This is a genomic window from Streptomyces sp. 2114.4 (assembly GCF_900187385.1).
Classification (GTDB): Bacteria; Actinomycetota; Actinomycetes; order Streptomycetales; family Streptomycetaceae; genus Streptomyces; species Streptomyces mooreae.
On sequence record NZ_FYEY01000001.1, the window covers coordinates 7,694,564 to 7,715,311 of the forward strand.

The window sequence follows — 20,748 nt, forward strand, 5'->3', positions numbered from 1 at the left end:
CATGCCGCGCAGCGCTGAGGGATACGCATGCCGGTGGCGCGCCGTCCAAAACCGTTGAACTCTTCACCACAAAAGGGGCCCGTCGTGGACGAGACCAGTTTGAAGTCGCTGCTCGAACACCTTCCGGTGTCCTGGTGGGAGGCCGATCGTGAGCTGCGTGTGATCGACAGCGGCGGAGGCGCCTTCGACGACACGATGACGGCCCAGCGCTTCCTCGACACGGTGCGAAGAGAGCTTCCCGAGCCCGCCGCGGCACCCGAATCCAGCCATTGGCAGGCCCAGTTCGACGGTCGTGTCTTCGATGTGAACTGGCCCCTGGGCGTGCCCCGGCAGGGCCGCTCCCGCGGGCTGGCGGTGGAGGTCGCCACGCGGGCCCCCGGCGTCCGCCGCTATGACGCCTTCGCGGACCTCGCCCCCGCCGCGGCCTTCATCCGGAACGCGGAAGGCCGCTACCTCTGGGCCAACCACGCCTACGCCCATCTGTACGGGACCACACCGGAGCACGTCATCGGCGCCTCCGTCGCGGACATCGACGGCCCCGCCGACTCGCCACAAGTTCTCGCCCTGGACCGGGAAGTACTCGCCCGCGGCAAGCCCGTGCGGCACACCCTCACCTACCACCGCTCCGACGGCACCAGCGGGCAGGCGGCCGGCCACCGCTTCCCCGTCAGGGAAGGGGGCCAGACCTGTGTCGCGGGCATCTACGTCGACATCAGCGACTACACCCGAGCCCTGCGCCAGCGCCGGGAGGCCGAGGAGAACCTGCACGCACTGCGTGATCACAGCGGACTGGCCTGCGCCCTGATCTCCGCGGGCGGGCGGATCCAGCAGGCGAGCGCCGCGGCCGCCGAGCTGCTGCAGACCCGGCTGTCGGATCTCGTCGGCCGCCGTGCGCACACCGTGCTGGCGCCCGCCCCGGAGTTAGGCGCGCTGCGACGCAGCTGGCACGATCTGATAGCCCGCCGCAGCCGGCGGATCCAGACCTCCGCCGTGTTCCAGGACGCCCGCGGCCGGCAGCGCCGCGCCCGGCTGCATCTGACGACGGTCGGCCGGAGCGCGCACCGTGCCACCAGCGTCTGGGCGGTCGTCACCCACCAGGGACTCGCCCATGAAGCACACCCCCAGCTGACGGCCAGTCAGGTCCGCATCCTGTCCCTGCTGGCCGCCGGCCGCAGCAACGCGGAGATCGCCACCTCACTGCACCTTTCCCGGCAGACCGTCGACTACCACCTCAGTCGTCTGCGCGACCTCCTGGACGCCCCGACCCGCCCCGCCCTCGTCGCCCGCGCCTATGTCCTGGGCATCCTCGACCCCCAGACGTGGCCGCCCCGCTCGGCCACGGCCTGCCATCCGCACAGCACCACCTGAAGGGCGGCCCGGCCGCGCCGCCGGCTCCGCGGACCGGGCGCCGGACGGGACCGCCTTCCCGGGCGGCCGACAGCGCACGGTTGGGCCACCCGGCTGATTGTGGCCGACGGGCGTTTGACTCCCGCGGGTTGAGCGGGGCTACGGGACCGCAACGGCAGCACGATACGTCTGGCAGCAGAAGGACGAAGCGGCAAGGAGCGACGTGAGAAGAATGATGCGGGCGGGAAGCGCGGTCGGGGCGTGCGGGCTGGTGCTGCTCGGCGCCGGAGTCGCCCAGGCGGTGAGCATCCCGGACTCCCTGCTCTCGGCGGTGGCGGACGCCGATGTCGGCACCGTGACCGGCACGGTCCAAGGCGTGGTCTGCAACAACCGCCTCGGCCAGGTCCACTACAAGTCGCCGGTGCTCGCCTCGCCCCACGCTTGTATCAACGGGCCGGTGAACAGCGGCAACAGCCTCAACAGCGGCAACTTCATCAACCACGGAAACCCGAACAACAGCGGCAATCTCTCCAACACCAACGGAACCACCAACGGCGCCAACTCCGTCTCCGGTGCTTCCTCGGGGAGCTCCAACAACGTGCAGCGGATCCTCGGTATCCTGGTCCACTGACCGGGACAAGGTACTGACGGGCCCGGCACGGCCCCGGCACGACCCCGGCATGAACCGGAGCGTCACACGACCGCCCGGCGGACATCCGCCGGGCGATCGCCGTTTCCGCTTCCGGCACCCCGCCGGCCCCAAGAGCCCCGGGGCCGGCGCAGATCAGTGTGCCGTCACAGCTTCTGGGTGCCGTAGGAGCCGATGGCCTGCTGGTTGTTGCTGGACTTCTTCGCGGCGCCGGTGGTGCCACCGCTGTCGTCGTTGGTGTTTCCCTGGGAGGTCTTCGGGCTGCCGCTGTTGCTGTTGGAGCCGGAAACGTGGACGTTCTGCGACTGCCTGGGATTTCCGCTGAGCACCGGCCCGTTGACACAGAGCCTGGACCGGTGCCCGCAGTGGAACCTGGCGTCGAAGCGGGCGACGGTGTCGCTGTTCGAGACCCCGTCGCCGCCGGAGCCCGCCCACGCCAGGGTGGGCGCGGCTCCGCCTGCGGCCAGGAGCAGGCCACAAGCTCCTGCCATCACGAAATTGACACGTGCCATGTTCTTCACAGTGTGCTCCTGCACCTCATGGATGGTCCCCGGATGTTGGTATCCCGGATGCCCGCATCCACCTAGCAGGAGCAACCGCCGGCCTCACATGTTCACCCTGTCCGATTATGGGATTCACCGGTATGGCCCTGGACGGCCGTGCCGCCCCGGCCCTATCCGCGCCCGTCGAGCGCTTCGGCGAGGGCGAGGATCCGGCGGGCGTCCTCGACGTGCAGGTTCTCGATCAGCCGGCCGTCGACGGTGACGACCCCGCGTCCCTCGCGGGTGGCTTCGTCGAAGGCGTCGATGATCTTCCGGGAGCGGGCGATCTGGTCCGCCGACGGGGCGAAAACCCGGTTGCACGGTTCGACCTGCGACGGATGGATGAGCGTCTTCCCGTCGAACCCGAACTGCCGCCCCTGAACGCACTCCGCCTCGAACCCCTCGGGGTTCTTCACGTCGTTGTACACGCCGTCCAGGATCACCTTGCCGCTCTCGCGCGCCGCCAGCAGCGCCAGCGACAGGCCGGTCAGCAGCGGCGCCCGGCCGGGGACGTGCTCCGCGTGCAGCTCCTTGGCCAGGTCATTGGTGCCCATCACCAGCACGGTCAGCCGCTCGCTCGCCGCGGCCACCGCCCGGGCGTCCAGCATCGCGCGCGGCGTCTCCACCATGGCCCAGATGGCCGTACGGTCCGGGGCGCCGGCCGCCTCCAGCGCGCGCTCGACCTCCCGCACGGTCTCGGCGGACTCCACCTTGGGCACCACCACCGCGTCCGGACCGGCTTCGGCGGCGGCCCGCAGGTCGTCGGCGTGCCAGGCGGTGCCGGGGGCGTTGACCCGGATGGTCACCTCGCGGTAGCCGTACTCGCCGGAGGCCGCGGCGGCCGCGACCCGCATCCGGGCGTCGGCCTTGGCATCGGGGGCGACGGCGTCCTCCAGATCGAGGATCAGCGCGTCGGCGGGCAGGGACTTCGCCTTCTCCAGCGCGCGTTCGTTGGCGCCGGGCATGTAGAGCACGGAGCGGCGCGGCCGCAGGATCGCGTCGGACACGGGACTTACTCCTTTTCGGCCGCGGCGTAGGCGTCGCGCAGCTCGGGGTCACGGGCGGCGAGGGCGTCGGCGAGTTCGGCGACCACCTGGCACTGCTTGTACGTGGCGTCGTCCTGCATCTTGCCGTCGATCATCACCGCACCGGTGCCGTCGCCCATCGCCTCGATGACCCGGCGGGCCCAGGCGACATCGGCGGGTGCGGGCGAGAAGACCTTCTTGGCGATGCCGATCTGCACCGGGTGCAGGCTCCACGCGCCGACGCAGCCGAGCAGGAAGGCGTTGCGGAACTGGTCCTCGCAGGCGGTGGTGTCCTTGATGTCACCGAACGGGCCGTAGTACGGCAGGATGCCGTGCGCCGCACAGGCGTCGACCATCCGCGCGAGGGTGTAGTGCCACAGGTCCTGCTGGAAGGTCGCCCGCGGCGCGTCGCCGTCCGCGCCGTGCGGGTCCTCCCGCACCAGGTATCCGGGGTGGCCGCCGCCCACCCGGGTCGTCTTCATCCGGCGGCTGGCGGCGAGGTCGGCGGGGCCGAGCGAGATGCCCTGCATCCGGGGGCTGGCCCCGGCGATCTCCTCGACGTTGGCGACGCCGGTGGCGGTCTCCAGGATGGCGTGCACCAGGATCGGCCGCCGGACCTGTGCCTTCGCCTCCAGCTGCGCCAGCAGCCGGTCGACGTAGTGGATGTCCTCGGCGCCCTCGACCTTGGGCACCATGATCACGTCCAGCTTGTCGCCGATCTCGGTGACCAGGGTCAGCAGATCGTCCAGCGCCCAGGGCGAGTCCAGGCTGTTGATACGGGTCCAGAGCTGGGTGTCGCCGAACTCCGTGGCCTTGGCGATCTTCACCAGACCGGACCTGGCCGCTTCCTTGCGGTCGGCGGCGACCGCGTCCTCCAGGTTGCCGAGCAGGACGTCCACGGTGGGCGCGATGGCGGGCACCTTCGCGGCCATCTTCTCGTTGCCCGGATCGAAGAAATGGATCATCCGGGACGGCCGGAACGGTACCTCGCGTACCGGGGTCGGCGCCCCGACGGCCAGCGGGCGGAAGAAGTCCTTCGGAGAGCGCATGCAGTCTCCCTGGTCGGCTCGGAGGGCGGGGCCGCCGCCGGGTGCCCGGCGGCGCCATTCGGCCCTCACTCTAGGCCCGCGCCGGGAGAATGCTACTGGCCAGTACGTGTGCCGTTGATCACCGTCGGCGGCCGGGGCGCCTGCCGCACGGGCCCCGCGCCGCGCCCGCCGCCCGCACCGCCGCCGGCCCGCTCAGGACCCCAGGCAGTCGACGAACGACACCCGGTCGCCCGCGCCCTTGATGAAGTCCTGCTGGGAGTGGTTGCGCAGGCGGCACATGTCGTAGCGGGCCCGGGCGCCGGGCCCGCCGCTCTCCGCCTCGTAGGCGTGCTGCCCGGACAGCTGGCAGGAGTCGTAGCGCACCAGCGGGCCCTGGGCGCCGATGCGATAGCGGTGCGGACTGCTGTCCTGGGCAAAGGACTTGAACGCCTGGGCGGTGTCGTCGCAGTCGTTGAAGTGCACCGTCCCGCTGTCCCAGGCGCAGTCGATCACGACGGTGTCCGGGTCGCGCACCTCGAAGCGGATGTCCTCGGCGTGGAAGCGCTGTACGGAGTCGTGGTGCGGACCGCGCGGAAAGCGGAAGAACGTGCTGGTGTGCCCGTAGTCGCCGGAGTCGTCGGGACGACGGCCGGTGACGATGTAGGAGCCGCCGCGGCAGGTGATGGAGCCGCCGTAGGGGAACTCCAGGAAGTTGCCCCAGGCGTACTCGACCTTCATGTCGTTGAACCAGTAGTTCAGGAACTGGTCCTGCTGCGGGCGGCTCAGCGACTTCTGGGACAGTCCGGAGTACAGGAACGCCTTGCGGTAGGCGCCGCCCACCCGGCAGGCGTCCCAGCGCATCTCCGAGTTGGTGTTGCTGCCGTCGAGGGCGACGCCGTAGGTCCATTCGCCGGTCCACTCGCACTCGGTGAAGCGGTAGTCCTGCGCCTGCCCGGTCGAGTAGGAGTAGAAGAACGAGGCGCCGGGGGTGACGGCGGCGAAGCCGATCTGCTCGAACATCACATTCGCCCAGCTGTCCTCGTTGCGGCACAGATAGGCGTTCTCGGCCTGCCGCGGCGCGAAGAGCAGCTGGGTCATGCGCTTGCCGGCCCCGCGGAACCGTAAGCCGTTGGCCTTGAGCTTTCCCCCCTGGGCATGGAGCAGGGCGTTGGGGGAGCGGATCAGATAGGTCCCGGCCGGTACATCGATCACGGTCCGGCCTATGTGGTCCCACACCCGGCCCGCCGCGTACGCGTAGGCGCGGGCGAACGCCCGGCTGTCGTCGGTGCGCCCGTCGCCCTTGGCGCCACAATCCGCCACCACGTCGATGACGTCCTTGCCCTTGGGCTTGTGACCGGTGACCGGGGGCACCTCGGCATCGTCGGACGACTGCCGGGTGGCAGGGGGCGGCGAGGAGTCGTCACACCCGGTGAGGGCCGCTGCCAGCGCGGCGGCCGATCCCGCCAGCACGGACCGGCGGGTGGCGCCACCGGTTGACGGGGAGGTTCTGCCTGCCATGATGTTGCTCCTTCGGGGGTCCATTCATCAGGTGGGGGACATGAGCCAGTTCGGATATGCGATCAGACAGCTGTCGGCCGCCCAGAAATCCTCGAAGGGAGTGTCCCTGTACTCGCGTTATGTGAACCGGCCGGCCGGCCGGGTGTTAGCTGCCGCGGGCTACACGCTGAAATTGACACCCAATCAAATTACCTTGATCAGTGCGGTGTTCACCTTTGCCGGCGTGGTCATGATTGCGACGCTGCGGCCCTCTTTCGCCGTGGCGGCCGGCATATTCGCGGCCCTGGTCATCGGCTTCGCCCTCGACTCCGCCGACGGACAGCTCGCCCGGCTGACCCGGACCGGAAGCGCCGCGGGGGAGTGGCTGGACCATGTGGTCGACTGCGCGAAAATGCTGGCGGTCCACATGGCCGTGCTGGTCTCGTTCTACCGCTACTTCGGATTCTCCGACCCTCGCTGTCTGCTCCTTCCCGTCGTCTTCCAGTTCGCCGCGGTGGTGGTTTTCTTCGGCGGCATCCTCACCGAACAACTCCGGCGCGCCGAACGGCAGAAGAGCGGCGCGGGCGGACCCGTACCCGCCCCGCCGGCCTCCACGCTGCGCGCCGTCGCCCTGCTCCCGGTCGACTACGGGGTCTTCTGCGCGATATTCCTGCTGTTCGGCAGCCGGGACCTGTTCATGGCGCTGTACTGCTGCCTGCTCGTCGCCCATGTGCTCTTCATGGTGGCGTTCCTGGTCAAGTGGTACCGCGAATTGTCCGTCCCGGGCCGCTGACGGGCCGGGACGGACAACGCACCCGGGCGGACTGCCCGGGTGCGGCGGGGGTCAACCCGGCGGGTTCAGGCCGGATGCGCAAGCCCGTCGAGCACTTTGCGCAACAGGGAACTCGACGTGTGCACGGTGTAGGGGAAATAGATCACATCGACCCCGACCGTCGCGAAATCCCGCTCGAGCTTGTCGCCCTTGGGAGTCCCCCGCCAGTCGTCGCCCTTGAAGAGGACGTCGAACCGCACCTGCTGCCAGGTCTCCAATTTGTCGGGCACCGTCTCGACGAACGCCGCGTCCACGAACCGGACACTGCGCACGATCTCCAGCCGCTCGGTGAGCGGAATGACCGGTGCCTTCCCCTTGGCCTGCGTGGCCATTTCGTCCGACACCACACCGGCCACCAGATAGTCGCACTGGCTTTTGGCATGCCGGAGAATATTCAGGTGCCCGACGTGGAAAAGGTCGTAGACCCCGGGTGCGTAACCTACTCGGTGCGTCATTTACCCCCCACTTGATTACCCCCACGTGCCCTGCGGTCAGTTCCTGGCGGTCACATAGACCGGGCCATTGCGTCCCGAGACATTGGTGCCGTCGGTGACCTCGATCGAGTAACGGTGCTGAGACCCGGGCTCCACGGTGTCCGTGAAGCTCATATTGGGCCGGTTCCAGTAGCGCGAGTCCTGGTTGAGCGAGGTCAGGTACGCGCCGTCACGGTAGATCTTGTAGGTCAGGACGCCGTTGTCCCGGTCCCAGGATGCCTTCCAGTTCAGCGTGATCTTTCCGCGCGAGCCGCTGGAACCGCTGAGCAGCGGCACCTGCGGCGCCCCGGTGTCCGGCGCCGCCGCGAACCGGGTCAGGCCCTGCTGCGGTGCGTCGTTGACGGTGGTGAACTCGCCGCCCGCCCACAGGACCCCGTCCGCCATGGTCAGCGCCCGCGGGCCGATCTGCTCGCCGATCCCGTCGTTGGTGTCCGGGAACCACGGCAGGATCGTCTTGTCGGAGATCGACTGCGCCAGGAAGTGCTGGCGGTTGTTGATGTCCGTGAAGCCGCCCGGGGTGTTGGAGCAGTCGTGCGCGTGCGACCCGCTGTAGAGCACACCGTTGTACGGCAGCACCGCCTGGGTGGCGCCCAGGCAGGTGTCCTTCCACAGCTGCGAGCCGTCGGACAGGCGTCCGGCCGCCCGCCCGTCGAAGACCCCGCCGCCGGTGCCCTCGGCGCCCAGGTAGAAGTTGGTGCCGTCGTTGACGAGCGACTTGACGGCCGACCGGTTGGGGATCCAGCCGGTGAAGGAGTCGACGACCTTGCCGGTGGTCGCGTCCAGTCCGGCCAGCGCGTGCACGCCGAACAGGCTCCCGTTCACCGAGGTGAACCGGCCGCCGATGATGATCTTGTTGAGCTTGGGGGCGACCGTGAGGGCGTTGACCGCCGGGGTGGGGTCGTTGCCGACCGAGGAGCCCCGGATCGTCGCCTTGAACGGCAGCAGGGTGCTGTCCGGCCGCAGGGCGGCGACCCGCTCGCGGGTCTGCCCCTGGACGGTGCCGAAGCCACCGCCGAGGTAGACGGTGTCGTCGGTGACGTCGATGGCCCGTACGGTCGAGCTGACCGTCGGCTTCCAGTCCGCCCCGATCGTGCAGTCGGCGGTGTTGAGGGCGGCCGTGTTGGACCGCCCCACGGGGCCGGCCTTGCCGAACGAGCCGCCGATGTAGATCTTCGAGCCGTCCGGCGAGGCCTTCATGGCCCGGATGGTGCCCGTGCCGCCGGTGAACGCCGGGGCGCACGGCAGCGGCCGGCCGGTCTTCGCGTCGAAGGCCGCGAAGTTCGTCCGGGCGACCTCATCGGTGCCCTGGGCCGCACCCGGCGGCCGAATGTGGCTGAAAGTGCCTCCTACGTACACGATGCCCTTGGCGTAGGCCATGGCCCACACGATGCCGTCGGTCTGCCAGGTGCTCAGCGGATCGGCGGTCAGTGTGGATTCACCGGTGGCCTGAGCGGGAGCGGCGGTCAGTGCCGTGGACGCGGTACCCAGTACCGCGGCCGCGAGCACGAGATGGATGGTTCTGCTTCTTTGGCGCACAGGTCCCCCCTGGAAGCATGGCGCGATGGGAATTGTCGGGGGAGGAAGCGGGAACGAGACGATTTCTGTGCGGAAATGAGCCCGGTGTTCACCGCGAGTTTTCCGAACCACGCTTGCGCAGCGCACCGAAGAACTCCCCTACCCCCAGCGGCAAACGATAGCGCCAGATGGCGGCCCCGAACGCCCCAACGGACAAAACAATTCCCAAGAACGCGCCAGGGACGCTGTCCCCGAGAAATGTCCGCATGGCGAACACCGGGAGCGCCACCGCCACGACGCCGACCAGCGCGGCGCCCGCATAGCCGCGGTCGACGGTGCGAAAGCCCAGTCGGTAGCGGGCCAGCAGCGCCGAGGCGCCGTTGTCCACCACGATCGCCAGGGCCCAGGAGACCGCCGCCCCCAGCACCCCGTACCGCGGAACCAGCCATACGGCACTGCCCAGTTGGACCACGAACGCGGCGCCGGCGACAGCCAGGTTCCAGACACTCCTCCCGCCCATGAGGATGACCGTCTGCGCGTTGCCCACGCCGACGTTCACCAGACAGGCGGCCGCCAGTACCACCAGGCCCGGCGCGCCACCGGAGAAGCCGGGCCCGAAGAGCGACAGCACGGTCCGCGGGTAGGCGGCGAGGACCAGGAACACGGGCCAGGAGAAGAGCGCGATCCAGCGCGTCGACAACCGGTGCAGATGGTGCGCGCCGGGCACGTCTCCGCCCGCGAGCAGCCGGCTGATCTGCGGGGCCACCGCCAGCCGGATCGCCAGTTGGAGCAGCGTCCCCGCCGTGACCAGCCGCCCGATCGCGGTGTAGACGCCGGCCTCGGCGGCGGTGCCCAGCGCCGACAGCAGGATCACCCCGGTCCACACCGCGGTGATGTCGAACACCGACGAGACGGCCCGCGGACCGGCGAAGGCCCAGAACTCCCTTGCTTGCGGCGACGGTCGGCCGGTGCCCGGACACATCCGGCGTGACCTGCGCAGCGAGACGCAGGCGGCCACCAGGCCCAGCACCCCCGGCACCAGCCAGGCCGCCGAGAGCGCGGTCACACTCGGCGCGAGGAGGACCAGCGGCACCGCGAGGAGGACCCGCAGTGCCGGCTTGCCGATCTGCTCGACGCCCACGAACGGGACCACCGAGCCGTACCCGCGGGTGGCCCCGAGCAGTACCAACGCCACCGTCGTCACCGGCAGGAACACCGCGAACAGCCGGATCAGCGAGGCGGCCTCCCCCGGTGGCAGATCGGGCAGCAGCAGGCCGGCCGTCCCCGGCGAGAACAGCAGCGCCGCCGCCCCCGCGGTGCTCGCCAGCAGCGTCGGCAGCACCGAGATGCGCAGCAGCCCCGGCACCCCGCCCCCGCCGCTGAGTTCGAGGTCCCGGGAGACGAAGCGCACCAGGGCGGTGTCGGCCCCCAGCTTGAGCGTATTGCTCAGGATGGTGAAGGCCGCGACGCCGGTGAAGACCGCGCCGGCCCCGCGGGCCCCGAGCCCGTGGGTGACGACGGCGACGAGGACGAACCCGAACAGCGCGTTCGCCGCCGAGCCCGCCAGGCCGAAGAGACTGCCGCGGGCGGTCGTGGCGACCCCGCGCCCGCCGCCCGCGGCCGGTCCGGGAGCCGTCGGCGCGGGCCGGCCGGAGTCCGCCGGGCGGATGGCCGTCACCTGCGCAGCGAGGTGGTGTCGGCGTCCAGGGGCCCTCTGCCCGCCGGCGCGGGGCCGGGGGCGGGCGGCGGCGGGCCGGGCAGCTGGGGCGGCGGTGCCACCACGGCGGCGCGGCCGCGGCTCCGGCCGCGCTTGCGGTGCGTGGGCCCGCCGTCCGCCAGCCGGCGCAGCGACGGCCCGTGGCTGCCCTTGTCCAGGACGGCACCCAGGATGTGCCCGCCGGCCGTGGTGATCAGCTCCCACACCCGGTCCAGGTCGTCCCGGCGGACCTCGTTCATATCGCAGACCACCACGACGCCCGCGGCCTGCTTGGCGACGGCCAGCCCGTCCGCATGCGACAGCAGCGGTCCCGTGATGACCACGACATTCTCGTTCGGCCCCGACGGCGTGTTGAGCAGCCGGGCGAACTGCGGAGAGGACAGCGTGCGCGCCGGGTTGGGGACCTCCCGGCCGGGCAGCAGATCGAACCGCCCGTCGACCCCCGCGTCCACGGCGAGCCGTTCGCCGTCCGCCCAGCTGCCCGGCACCGGACGGCCGTGGCCGGGGTGCACCGGCAGCCGCTGGGCGAGCCGGGGGGTGCGCAGATCGGCCTCGACCAGCAGGATGTCGTTGCCGATCTCGGCGAACGCACCGGCCAGGTTGACCGCGACCGACACGGCGTCCGCGTTCTCCCGGGGGGCGACGATCAGCAGACTGCCCCGTCCGGCGAACCGCTGGTCGTGCACCAGCCGGAAGGCGATCGTGCGGTAGGCCTCGGCGCGGTTGCCGCGCCCGCTCCGCCCGACCTCCAGCAGCTCCGTTCCCCCTTGCCGGCGCGGCAGGATGCCGAGCACCGGCGCCCGCAGGTTGTCCTGCACATCCGCCACCGACCGGACCCGCGGTTCCAGCACCGAGCGGACCCAGGCCGCCAGGATGCCCAGCACCAGCCCGATCACGGCGCCCGCCAGCAGCAGCACGACGAGACCGGGACTGGACGGGAAGGCGGGCGGGTCACCCTTGCGGACGATGTCGCCGGGCGTGGTGTCGAGGGACTTCAGACTGGAGATCCGGCCCTGCAGATCCGCTATCTCCGACACCAGGTTGCTGCGCTCGGACTCGTCGGTGGCCCGGCCCGAACCGCTCGCCCCCGCGATCCGCCGGTCCAGCACCTTGCGCTGCTCCTGAAGCGGCTTCAGTTCCTCGCCGAGCTTGCTGACGGTCTTGTCGATCCGCTGGGTCGCGGCGTCCTGACGGTAGTCGAGGTAGGCGTGCACAAAGGCGTTGACCCGCGCGGACGCCCGGTCGGCGGAGTCCGCGCTGTACTCGAACATCAGGGTCTGGGTCTCGGGCGGATTGCTCACCCGCAGATCGCGCTGGAGCGTGGCCGGGTCGGCGTCCAGCTTGAGGGCCTTGGCCGCACCGGCCGCGACCGACGCGCTCTGGGCGATCTGCCGCTCGGTGCCCATGCTGATCTGCTTGTCCACCGAGACACCGCCGGCCTCGAAGGGCGCCGTGCTGATCGCATGCACCACCACCTCACCCGTCGCGGTGTACGTCGAGCCGCCCAGCAGGGACACGGCGGCGCCGCCGAGCATGCCCAGCACCAGCCCGAGCACCAGCAAAGCGCGATAGCGGAGGAGCTGGCGCAGCTGGTCGCGGATCTGGTCCGGCTCCTCCGCGGGCTCGTCGAAGACGCTCACGTACGTGCTCCTCCTGTGGGTTGAGGTGAGGTGACGCGGTGCGCCGGGGATGCCGGTGCGCACACGGTCTCCTGCGCGGCCGGCGGCAGGACCCGCCGTCCCGCCTTACGGGTGATCAGTAGGGGGATGCACACCAACAGCGCCAGCGGGCCCACGATGGCCATCAGACTGCCGCGCAGCAGCACCAGCTGGTAGAAGCCGAAGGCGGGCACCACCAGCGCCGCGAGGGTGCCCCGGCGCCGCCGCAGCCGGTGCCGGAGGAGGTCGATGCGCCGCCCCACCGCACCGACCAGGCCGAAGACCGCGATGACCGACGGGAAACCGGCCCACATATAGGTCTCGACCCACAGCGGCGCGGACAGATTGGTGAAGGTGTAGCCCGCGTGCCGGGCGAGCAGGATGCCCGCGTCATCGGGCTTGCCGGACCATACGGCGCGCGGCACGAAGAACAGCGGCGGGCCCAGCGCCGCCGTCGGGGTGAAGCCGTGGGTACGGACGTAGTCCACACCCGTCTCGATCTGCTGGAACGCGTCATAGTCGCCGTTGCCGGTGAACTGCTCGGCGAGCGAGACCACATGGACCGGTTCCCGCTTGTCGTAGCGGAAGTAGTCGCTGTACGGGAAGACCACCAGCACCACCGCCGCCACGGCCGCCGCACCGAAGCGGAAGGCGCGCGGCCCCCGCAGCCAGGACGCGCTGAAGACCAGCGCCAGCAGGACCGTCCCGGCCCAGAAACGCGGCTGGCTGATGGGGTTGTTGACCACGACGTTCACCGCGATCAGCAGCGGCAGCAGCAGCCACCGTAATCCGCGCAGCGTCCGGTCGCCCTCGGAGAACCGTGGTACGTGTACCAGCGCCACCAGCGCCCAGAACGCCGGTACCGACAGCGCCCAGGCCGCCATGGCGCGGTCCGCCGACCCGGCCGGCTCCGCCGCTGCCGCCGCCTCGTTGGCCGCCTGCCGGCTCAGGAAGAACGCCGATAACCCGCCCTGGCCGGGAATGAGCACGACGGCCAGCAGCAGCGCCAGGCCGCACAGCAGCAGCACCCGCACCGGCGACAGCCGGCGGGCCAGGAGCGGTTCGAGGACCACGGAGGAGCGCGCCGACCGCCAGGATGCCAGCGCCGAGCCCGCGCTGTAGGCCAGAAGCCCCGTCTCCACCACGGCCGTTGTCAGGAACGCGGTGTTCGCGTCGACCATGAATCCCCGCGGATACGCATCCGTCGCGAGCATGGCCAGCGGCGCGAGACCCAGCCAGACATACGCGAAGAGCCAGAAGCCGAAGGCGATCACCCGGGCCCGGACATCCGTCAGCACCCGGGCCAGCGCGCCGCCGGTGTGCAGCACCACCACGCACTGCACGACGAGCGCGGCACCGAGGCGGGCGTCCAGCGACTGCAGGATCAGCACCGGCAGCAGCACCACCAGCAGCAGCGCCCAGCAGGCCAGTGCGGCGATGCCACGCACCGGCGCCGCGGCACCCGGCTGCTTTCCCTGCCTCATCGGTTCACCTCCCCCCAACTCCCCACCAGCGATCACAATCTAAGGGACATCGGGAAAACAAGGTCGCCTTCGGGACACAATCGCAACCCAATTCACAGCCCGCGGGCCCCGGCGGGCTCCTACGATGACCGCACATCCTGAGGGGGGCCAGTCTTGGAAGACTCGTTCGCGGGCCGGTGTGTGCTGGTGGTCTCGACCAACTACGCGCCCGAACACACCGGCATAGGGCCGTACTCGACACAGATAGCCGAGCACTTGGCCGCATCCGGCGCCGACACCCATGTCCTCGCGGGCATGCCGCACTACCCGGCCTGGCGGGTGGCGGAGGGGTATCGCGGCCGGTGGAGGGTACGTGAGCGCCGCGGCGGGGTCACGGTGCACCGGCGGCGCCACACCGTGCCGCCGCGTCAGACCGCCCTGCGCCGCGCGCTGTTCGAGGCCAGCATCCTGGCGCACGGCGCCGTGGCACCACCGCGTATCCGTCCCGACGTGGTGCTCACCCAGATGCCCAGTCTGGCCGGGGGAGTGCTGGGTGCGCGCCTCGCGCGGCAGGCGGGGGTGCCGCATGTCGTCGTGGTCCAGGACCTGATGGGTGCCGCCGCCGAACAGAGCGGTATCCAGGGCGGTGGCCGGGCCGCCGCCCTCGCCGGAGCGGTGGAGGCCAGGGTCCTGCGGGGGGCGGCCGTCGTCGGGGTGGTGCACGAATCGTTCGTGGAACGGGTCACGGCGATGGGTGTGCCGCGCGCCCGGGTGCAGGTGGTGCCCAACTGGACCCATGTGGAAGGCCCGAGCGGCGACCGGGAACGGACCCGGGCACGGCTGGGCTGGTCCGAGAAGGAGACCGTGGTGCTGCACGCCGGCAACATGGGCCTCAAGCAGGGACTGGAGGTACTGGTCGAGGCCGCCCGGCTCGCCGATCAGGAAGCCGCGCCGGTACGGATCGTGCTGATGGGCGACGGCAACCAGCGCGCACACCTGCAACGGCTCGCCGCGGGCGTCTCCTCGCTGTCCTTCCTGCCGCCCGCCGACACCGCGGAGTTCCCCGAGGTGCTTGCCGCCGCCGATGTGCTCGCGGTGACCCAGAAGGCCTCCGTGCTGGACATGAGCCTGCCGTCCAAGCTCACCTCGTACTTCATGACGGGCCTGCCGGTGATCGCGTCGGTGGCCGCCGAAGGGGGGACCGCCCAGGAGGTGCTGCGCGCCGGCGCCGGGTCGGTGATCGCACCGGAGGACCCGAAGGCCCTGCTGGCGGAGGTCCGGGCGCTCGCCGACGACCCCGCGCGGGCGGCCCGGCTGGGAGCCCGGGGCCCGCAGTACGTCGAGCAGCGGCTGAGCAGCCGGGCCGGTCTGGAGCGGATCATGGCGCTGCTGCGGACCGCGAAGGCCGGGCGGTAGCCGCGGGCGGCGGGGGCGGTGTCCGTCCCCGCCGCCCCGGATCACCCGGTGCCGGGCCGGGCGAGCGAGCCGTACAGCTCCGTCAGCCGGTCGGCCACGGCCGCCAGCGAGAACTCCTCCTCGACGGCCTCCCGGCCCGCCCGGGTGACGCGCTCCCGCAGCGGGCGGTCCTCCAGGAGGTGCAGCACCGCATCGGCCAGGGCTTCCGGCGAACCGTCGGTCACCACAGCGGCCTCGCGCCGCTCAAGAGCCGGGGCGATACCGCAGCTGTCGGTGCAGACCACCGGCGTGCCCACCGCCAGGGACTCCAGCACGCTCATCGGGAACGGTTCGTCGACGCTGGGCAGGACGTACACGGTGGCCCGCGCGGTCCGCTGCACGGCGGCGTCGTGATCGAGGGCCCCGCCGTACGTCACCACCTCGCCGAGCCCTTCCTCGGCGATCAGCCGCCGGACCTCAGCGAGCCGTCCCTCGTCCGAACCGTGCAGGGTGAAGGACACCTCGGGACGCTTGCGGTGCACCAGCGCCGCCATCCGGACGAAGGCCTCGGGCCGTTTGCGGCTCTGCAGGCGGGCGAGGAACAGCACATCGGCCGCGCTCCGGTTTGTGTCGTCGGGCCGGGTACGGACTCCGTTGGGTAGCCGGACCAGGCGCGGGCCACGCGGCCCCAGCACCTGCCGCAGCCCGGCCTCCTCCTCGTCGGTGAGCACCAGTGCCGCCGCCGCCCGGCGCAGCAGCGGGACATACACCCGGTCGAAGAGCCGGGCCACCGCCGAGCGGCGCGGCTGGACCATGCCGTGTGTCTGCACCACGAAGGGGCGGCGGCGTACCACGGCCACCGCGAGCGCGGCCAGCGAGACCAGATCGCGCCCGGCGTGCAGATGCAGCGCCTCCGCCCGTCCGGCACTGCGCCAGAGCAGCGGCAGCAGCCCCGGGTGAAACAGGCCGAGGAACCCCTGCCCCGGCACCAGGGTGCGGGCCGGCCGGGCCCGAAGCGGGACTCCGTCCACGGACCGCGGGAGCGCGCCCCGCCCCCGCCACAGCGAGACCAGTTCCACCGCGTGGCCACGCGAGGCCAGTTCGCCCAGCTGCCCGGTGGCCACGCTCACCGGGCCGCCGTACGCCCCGTCATCGCTGACCAGGGTCACGACGTGGGTGACCCTCATACCGCACCCCCGGTGGTGTGCACGGCCCCCGGAGGCACATCGCGGTGGGCCACCGCGCCGGCGCCCACCACCGCACCCGCCCCGACGGTGACCCCGCGCAGCACCATGGCGCGGGCGGCCACCCAGGACCCCTCCGCCAGGTGGATCGGCGCATTGTCGAACTCGAAGGTGGGCGAGCGCCGTTGATGGCTTCCGGTGCACAGCACGGCGCCCTGGGAGACACAGACATCACTGGCGATGCTGATCGGCTCCAAATTGATCAGCCAGGAGTCCTCACCGAGCCAGACGTCGTCGCCGACCGTCAGCTTCCACGGCCACTGCACCCGCACCCGGTGCCGGATCAGCACCCGTTCGCCGACGCGGGCGCCGAACGCCCGCAGCAGCGGGGGCCGCAGCCGCGGCGGGCACCACCACTTCATGAACACCAGGTTCAGTACGGCGAACCAGGCGGCCTGGGTCAGCAGCCCCCGGCCCTTGTCGTAACCGGCACCGGTGAAACCGCGCAGCCGGCGGCCGGTGGCGGCAGAGGTCGAGGCAGAGGCAGAGGGACCGGTAGAGGTGGAAGCAGAGGTCATCGGTCCACCCGCACCCGGTGGCCGGAGAGCTCGTCCGTCAGCTGCCGTACGTCCGACTCGACCATGATCCGGGCGAGTTCGTCGAACTGCACCTTCGCCGACCAGTCCAGCAGGCTCTTGGCCTTGGACGCGTCGCCGATGAGCGCATCCACCTCGGAGGGGCGCTCGTACTTCGGATCGAAGCGCACATAGCGCTCCCAGTCCAGCTCCACGGTGGCGAAGGCGGCCTGCAGGAAGTCGCGCACGGTCGCGGCCACACCGGTCGCCACCACATAGTCGTCGGGCTCGTCCCGCTGCAGCATCAGCCACATGGCCTCCACGTACTCGGGGGCGTAGCCCCAGTCGCGGACGGCGTCGAGGTTGCCCAGGTAGAGGTGTTCCTGCAGTCCTGCCTGTATGCGGGCCACCGCGCGGGTTATCTTGCGGGTGACGAAGGTTTCGCCCCGCCGTGGGCTCTCGTGGTTGAAGAGAATGCCGTTCACGCCGAACAGGCCGTACGCCTCGCGGTAGTTGACCGTGGACCAGTAGGCCATCACCTTGGCGCAGCCGTACGGGCTGCGCGGGTGGAAGGGCGTCGCCTCGTTCTGCGGCGGCGGGGTGGAGCCGAACATCTCCGAGGACGAGGCCTGGTAGAGCCGGGTTTGCACCCCGCTGGCGCGGATGGCCTCCAGCAGCCGTACGGCGCCCAGCCCGGTCACATCGCCGGTGTACAGCGGAGCGTCGAAGGACACCCGGACATGGGACTGGGCCCCGAGGTTGTAGACCTCGTCGGGCTGCACATCACGCAGCAGGTTCACCAGGGCGACCCCGTCCGAGAGATCGCAGTGGTGCAGCACCAGTCTGCGGTCCGGGGTGTGCGGGTCCTGGTAGATGTGGTCGATGCGCTCGGTGTTGAAGCTCGACGAGCGTCTCATCAGCCCGTGCACCTCATAGCCCTTACCGAGCAGCAATTCGGCGAGATAAGAACCGTCCTGTCCGGTAATACCGGTGATAACCGCGGTTTTCGGCATGGCTTCCCCCCACGAGAAGTGATGTACAACGGGATCGGTCGGTCAAATTCCCACGCGCCGGCGGACCGCGGGGCGTGGACGCTACCCGCTCCGTGGCCCATGGTCGAGAGCGGAGTGCGGCAGATATTTCCTGAAATAGCCGGTGGACGTATCGGGATAACTGACACAATCCGCCCCATGGATGACTTGCTGCCCACACCCGCCCGCGTCTTCGTCGCGGGCCACCGAGGCCTGGTGGGATCCGCCGTCGCCCGGCGGCTGACCGCCCAGGGCTATGACGTGGTGACCCGTACGCACGCGGAGCTCGACCTGCGTGACGCCGGTGCCACCGCGGAGTTCCTGCGCGCGGCCCGGCCCGATGCCGTCGTCCTGGCGGCCGCCAAAGTCGGCGGAATCATGGCCAACAGCACCTACCCCGTGCAGTTCCTGGAGGACAACCTGAGCATCCAGCTCAGTGTCATCGCCGGTGCGCACCAGGCCGGGGTCCGCCGGCTGCTGTTCCTCGGATCGAGCTGCATCTACCCCAAGCACGCCACGCAGCCCATCACCGAAGACGCCCTGCTGAGCGGGCCGTTGGAGCCCACCAACGAGGCGTACGCGATAGCCAAGATCGCCGGACTGGTCCAGATCCGCTCCTACCGCCGGCAGTACGGAGCCTCCTTCATCTCCGCCATGCCGACGAACCTCTACGGACCCGGCGACAACTTCGACCTGGAGACCTCGCACGTCCTGCCCGCGCTCATCCGCCGCTTCCACGAGGCGAAGGAGAAGGGACTGGCCAAGCTCACGCTCTGGGGCACCGGCACCCCCCTGCGCGAGTTCCTGCACGTCGACGACCTGGCCGCGGCCTGCGAGGTGCTGCTGCGCCGCTATGACGGCGACGACACCGTCAACGTCGGCTGCGGCGAGGACCTGACCATCGCCGACCTCGCCTCCTGCGTCGCCTCCGCGGTCGGATACGAGGGACGGATCGCCTTCGACCCGTCCCGCCCCGACGGCACCCCGCGCAAGCTGCTCGACATCAGCAGGATGCGTGCGCTGGGCTGGTCGCCCACCATCCCGCTGGCCGAGGGCATCGCGCGGACCTACCGGGCGTGGCAGGAGGAGGCGGCCCGGGTGTGAGCGGGCCCGGCCCCCGGTGTGCGTCCGGCGCCCGCCCCTCGGCGAGGCGCCGGCCGTACACCGGAGCCCTGTGTGGCTAGTAGGCACCGCGCCCGTCCACCACGGCGCGCACGGTCCGGACCAGCACACCGATGTCCCTGCCGTAGGACCAGTTGTCCACATAGCTCAGATCGAGTGCGACGGTCTCGTCCCAGGAGAGATCGGACCGCCCGCTGACCTGCCACAGACCGGTGAGCCCCGGCTTGACGGATAACCGGCGGATCTCGGTCCCGTCGTACCGCTCGACCTCCTCGGGAAGCGGCGGCCGCGGCCCCACCAGGGACATGTGGCCGGCCAGGACGTTGAACAGCTGGGGCAGTTCGTCCAGCGAGAAGCGCCGCAGCAGACGGCCCACCCGGGTCACCCGGGGGTCCCGCCGGATCTTGAACATCGCCCCGTCGTGCTCGTTCGCCCGCTCCAGCGCGCCCCGCATCCGGTCGGCGGCGACCACCATCGTGCGGAACTTCCACATCCGGAACGGCATCAGATCCCGGCCGATCCGGATCTGCCAGTAGAACACCGGTCCTGCCGTGGTGAGCCTTATGGCCGCGGCCACGACGGCGAAGACGGGGGAGAGCAGCACGAGCAGCAGCAGGGCACCCAACCGGTCGGTGACCTGCTTCAGCAACACCGGAAGACCCCGTTGGCCCGCCGGGTCGATGTGCATCACCGTCAGGCCCGCCGCCTTGGCCAGCCGGACCCGGTGCTGTGACACATCGATGAGGCCCGGAAGTATGGCCAGATTTCGACCCCCGTCGTGCAGCGCCCAGGCCAGTCGGCGCACCCGCGCCGCGGACAGCTGACGCCCCGGCGCCACGAAGACGAGATCGGCGTCGAGCTGCGCGGCGCACCTGAGGACGGTCTCCCCGTCCGGCGCCCCCTCGGGTGCCTCCCCGTCGCAGGCGAGCCGGGCGGGGACGGGCAGCGCCGAGTCGGTGGCTTCCTCTCCCACGAGACAGCTGCCGACGACGACATATTCGTGGTCGGTACGGTGCGCCAGCTCCGCGAGCACCACATCGACGGCGCCCGCCTCCCCGACCACCAGAACGCGTCGCAGCGCCTGCGCACGACGGCGCATGGCCAGCAGATACCGGTGGACGAGCCGGCGCCGGAGCACGCCCAGTCCCAGGCACGGCAGCAGTGCGAGCACGCAGACCCCGAGGTCGACCTCGATCCGCACCGCGACACAGATGACCGCGAGCACGCCCAGCATGGTCAGCCAGTCCCGCACGACCGGCAGCACCGTGTTGCCGCTGCTCAGCTCCTCTCTGGTGTAACGATTCTTCGCTGTGCCGACGGCCAGCCACGACAGACCGGCCAGCACCGCCGTGAGCCACGGCTGCGGCTGTCGTGTCACGGCACAGAGCATGCCGACCGGCACCAGGGCGCCCAAGGCGTCCACGGCCCACGCCAGCCGCACCAGCCAGCGTTCCATCGGTTTGTGCCTGCCTGACTCGTTACGCTGCGGCGCGCGATCCATCTTGGCTGTTCCGGCAGGTGATTCGATCACCCGAGACCCGGCAGCTTCGAACAACCCCATGGCCCCCCACTTGGTCGTCCCCTCATTCCGGCGCGGCTGGAGCCCCCCGGCCTTACAACCGCCTCCGTGTCGGACGTGACGCTAGAGCACGGTGCGCCCGACTGCTGTGGTTT

Annotated in this window: 18 protein-coding genes; 5 read left to right on the forward strand and 13 right to left on the reverse strand. The window is 70.8% G+C overall.

Features of this window, described 5'->3' with window-relative positions; all coding sequences use genetic code 11:
- Window positions 1-84 precede the first annotated feature (84 nt).
- Together CFW40_RS33930 and CFW40_RS33935 are read left to right on the forward strand one after the other, a co-directional pair.
- On the forward strand, window positions 85-1,368 hold the full coding sequence (locus CFW40_RS33930; RefSeq protein ID WP_088801556.1) for a helix-turn-helix transcriptional regulator: 1,284 nt from the start codon (window positions 85-87) through the stop codon (window positions 1,366-1,368).
- A 214-nt stretch (window positions 1,369-1,582) separates the two neighbouring features.
- The gene (locus CFW40_RS33935; protein ID WP_088802536.1) at window positions 1,583-1,978 is read left to right on the forward strand and encodes a hypothetical protein; all 396 of its coding nucleotides are present in this window, start codon (window positions 1,583-1,585) and stop codon (window positions 1,976-1,978) included.
- 164 nt (window positions 1,979-2,142) lie between these two features.
- Here the strand turns inward: CFW40_RS33935 and CFW40_RS33940 are convergent, their stop codons facing one another.
- The 4 genes from CFW40_RS33940 to CFW40_RS33955 all read right to left on the reverse strand — a co-directional run bounded on the left by CFW40_RS33940 (window position 2,143) and on the right by CFW40_RS33955 (window position 6,109).
- A complete protein-coding gene (locus tag CFW40_RS33940) occupies window positions 2,143-2,508 on the reverse strand; it encodes a hypothetical protein (RefSeq protein WP_306427449.1) in 366 nt (121 codons plus the stop codon).
- Window positions 2,509-2,669: 161 nt separating this feature from the next.
- On the reverse strand, window positions 2,670-3,545 hold the full coding sequence (locus CFW40_RS33945) for a CoA ester lyase (protein ID WP_088801558.1): 876 nt from the start codon (window positions 3,543-3,545) through the stop codon (window positions 2,670-2,672).
- Between the two features lie 5 nt (window positions 3,546-3,550).
- The gene (locus tag CFW40_RS33950) at window positions 3,551-4,612 is read right to left on the reverse strand and encodes a CoA ester lyase (protein ID WP_088801559.1); all 1,062 of its coding nucleotides are present in this window, start codon (window positions 4,610-4,612) and stop codon (window positions 3,551-3,553) included.
- Between the two features lie 192 nt (window positions 4,613-4,804).
- Entirely contained in the window at window positions 4,805-6,109 is a 1,305-nt protein-coding gene (locus tag CFW40_RS33955) for a glycosyl hydrolase family 28-related protein (protein WP_088801560.1), read from the reverse strand.
- A gap of 40 nt (window positions 6,110-6,149) precedes the next feature.
- Here CFW40_RS33955 and CFW40_RS33960 point away from each other — a divergent pair, with 40 nt between their 5' ends.
- Entirely contained in the window at window positions 6,150-6,881 is a 732-nt protein-coding gene (locus CFW40_RS33960) for a CDP-alcohol phosphatidyltransferase family protein (RefSeq protein WP_088801561.1), read from the forward strand.
- A gap of 65 nt (window positions 6,882-6,946) precedes the next feature.
- Here CFW40_RS33960 and CFW40_RS33965 read toward each other — a convergent pair whose 3' ends face one another.
- The 5 genes from CFW40_RS33965 to CFW40_RS33985 form a co-directional block, all read right to left on the reverse strand.
- Entirely contained in the window at window positions 6,947-7,375 is a 429-nt protein-coding gene (locus CFW40_RS33965) for an adenylyltransferase/cytidyltransferase family protein (protein WP_088801562.1), read from the reverse strand.
- 36 nt (window positions 7,376-7,411) lie between these two features.
- Window positions 7,412-8,920, reverse strand: a complete 1,509-nt coding sequence (locus CFW40_RS33970; RefSeq protein WP_088801563.1) for a hypothetical protein — start codon at window positions 8,918-8,920, stop codon at window positions 7,412-7,414.
- A gap of 118 nt (window positions 8,921-9,038) precedes the next feature.
- Window positions 9,039-10,607, reverse strand: coding sequence for an oligosaccharide flippase family protein (locus CFW40_RS33975; RefSeq protein ID WP_088801564.1), 1,569 nt, complete (start codon window positions 10,605-10,607; stop codon window positions 9,039-9,041).
- Window positions 10,604-12,286, reverse strand: a complete 1,683-nt coding sequence (locus CFW40_RS33980) for a polysaccharide biosynthesis tyrosine autokinase (protein ID WP_088801565.1) — start codon at window positions 12,284-12,286, stop codon at window positions 10,604-10,606. Before CFW40_RS33980 ends, CFW40_RS33975 begins: the two co-directional genes overlap by 4 nt.
- Entirely contained in the window at window positions 12,283-13,788 is a 1,506-nt protein-coding gene (locus CFW40_RS33985) for a hypothetical protein (RefSeq protein ID WP_088801566.1), read from the reverse strand. Before CFW40_RS33985 ends, CFW40_RS33980 begins: the two co-directional genes overlap by 4 nt.
- A 186-nt stretch (window positions 13,789-13,974) precedes the next feature.
- Here CFW40_RS33985 and CFW40_RS33990 point away from each other — a divergent pair, with 186 nt between their 5' ends.
- Window positions 13,975-15,183, forward strand: a complete 1,209-nt coding sequence (locus CFW40_RS33990) for a glycosyltransferase (RefSeq protein ID WP_088802537.1) — start codon at window positions 13,975-13,977, stop codon at window positions 15,181-15,183.
- 41 nt (window positions 15,184-15,224) lie between these two features.
- On the opposite strand, the gene CFW40_RS33995 is transcribed toward CFW40_RS33990, so the two are convergent.
- Genes CFW40_RS33995 through gmd form a run of 3 tightly spaced genes read right to left on the reverse strand, consistent with a single transcriptional unit; the run spans window position 15,225 to window position 17,934 of the window.
- Window positions 15,225-16,349, reverse strand: a complete 1,125-nt coding sequence (locus CFW40_RS33995; RefSeq protein ID WP_176956293.1) for a glycosyltransferase — start codon at window positions 16,347-16,349, stop codon at window positions 15,225-15,227.
- Window positions 16,346-16,924 (reverse strand): putative colanic acid biosynthesis acetyltransferase, encoded by a 579-nt coding sequence (locus CFW40_RS34000; protein WP_256331134.1) that lies wholly within the window; start codon window positions 16,922-16,924, stop codon window positions 16,346-16,348. The genes CFW40_RS33995 and CFW40_RS34000 overlap by 4 nt, the downstream gene beginning before the upstream one ends.
- Complete coding sequence (gene gmd, locus CFW40_RS34005; protein WP_088801567.1) at window positions 16,921-17,934, reverse strand: GDP-mannose 4,6-dehydratase; 1,014 nt, start codon at window positions 17,932-17,934, stop codon at window positions 16,921-16,923. Before gmd ends, CFW40_RS34000 begins: the two co-directional genes overlap by 4 nt.
- Before the next feature lie 177 nt (window positions 17,935-18,111).
- Here gmd and CFW40_RS34010 point away from each other — a divergent pair, with 177 nt between their 5' ends.
- Window positions 18,112-19,056: a GDP-L-fucose synthase gene (locus tag CFW40_RS34010; protein WP_088801568.1), complete on the forward strand. Its 945-nt coding sequence runs from the start codon at window positions 18,112-18,114 to the stop codon at window positions 19,054-19,056.
- A gap of 76 nt (window positions 19,057-19,132) precedes the next feature.
- On the opposite strand, the gene CFW40_RS34015 is transcribed toward CFW40_RS34010, so the two are convergent.
- Entirely contained in the window at window positions 19,133-20,530 is a 1,398-nt protein-coding gene (locus tag CFW40_RS34015; RefSeq protein WP_256331133.1) for a sugar transferase, read from the reverse strand.
- Window positions 20,531-20,748 lie beyond the last annotated feature (218 nt).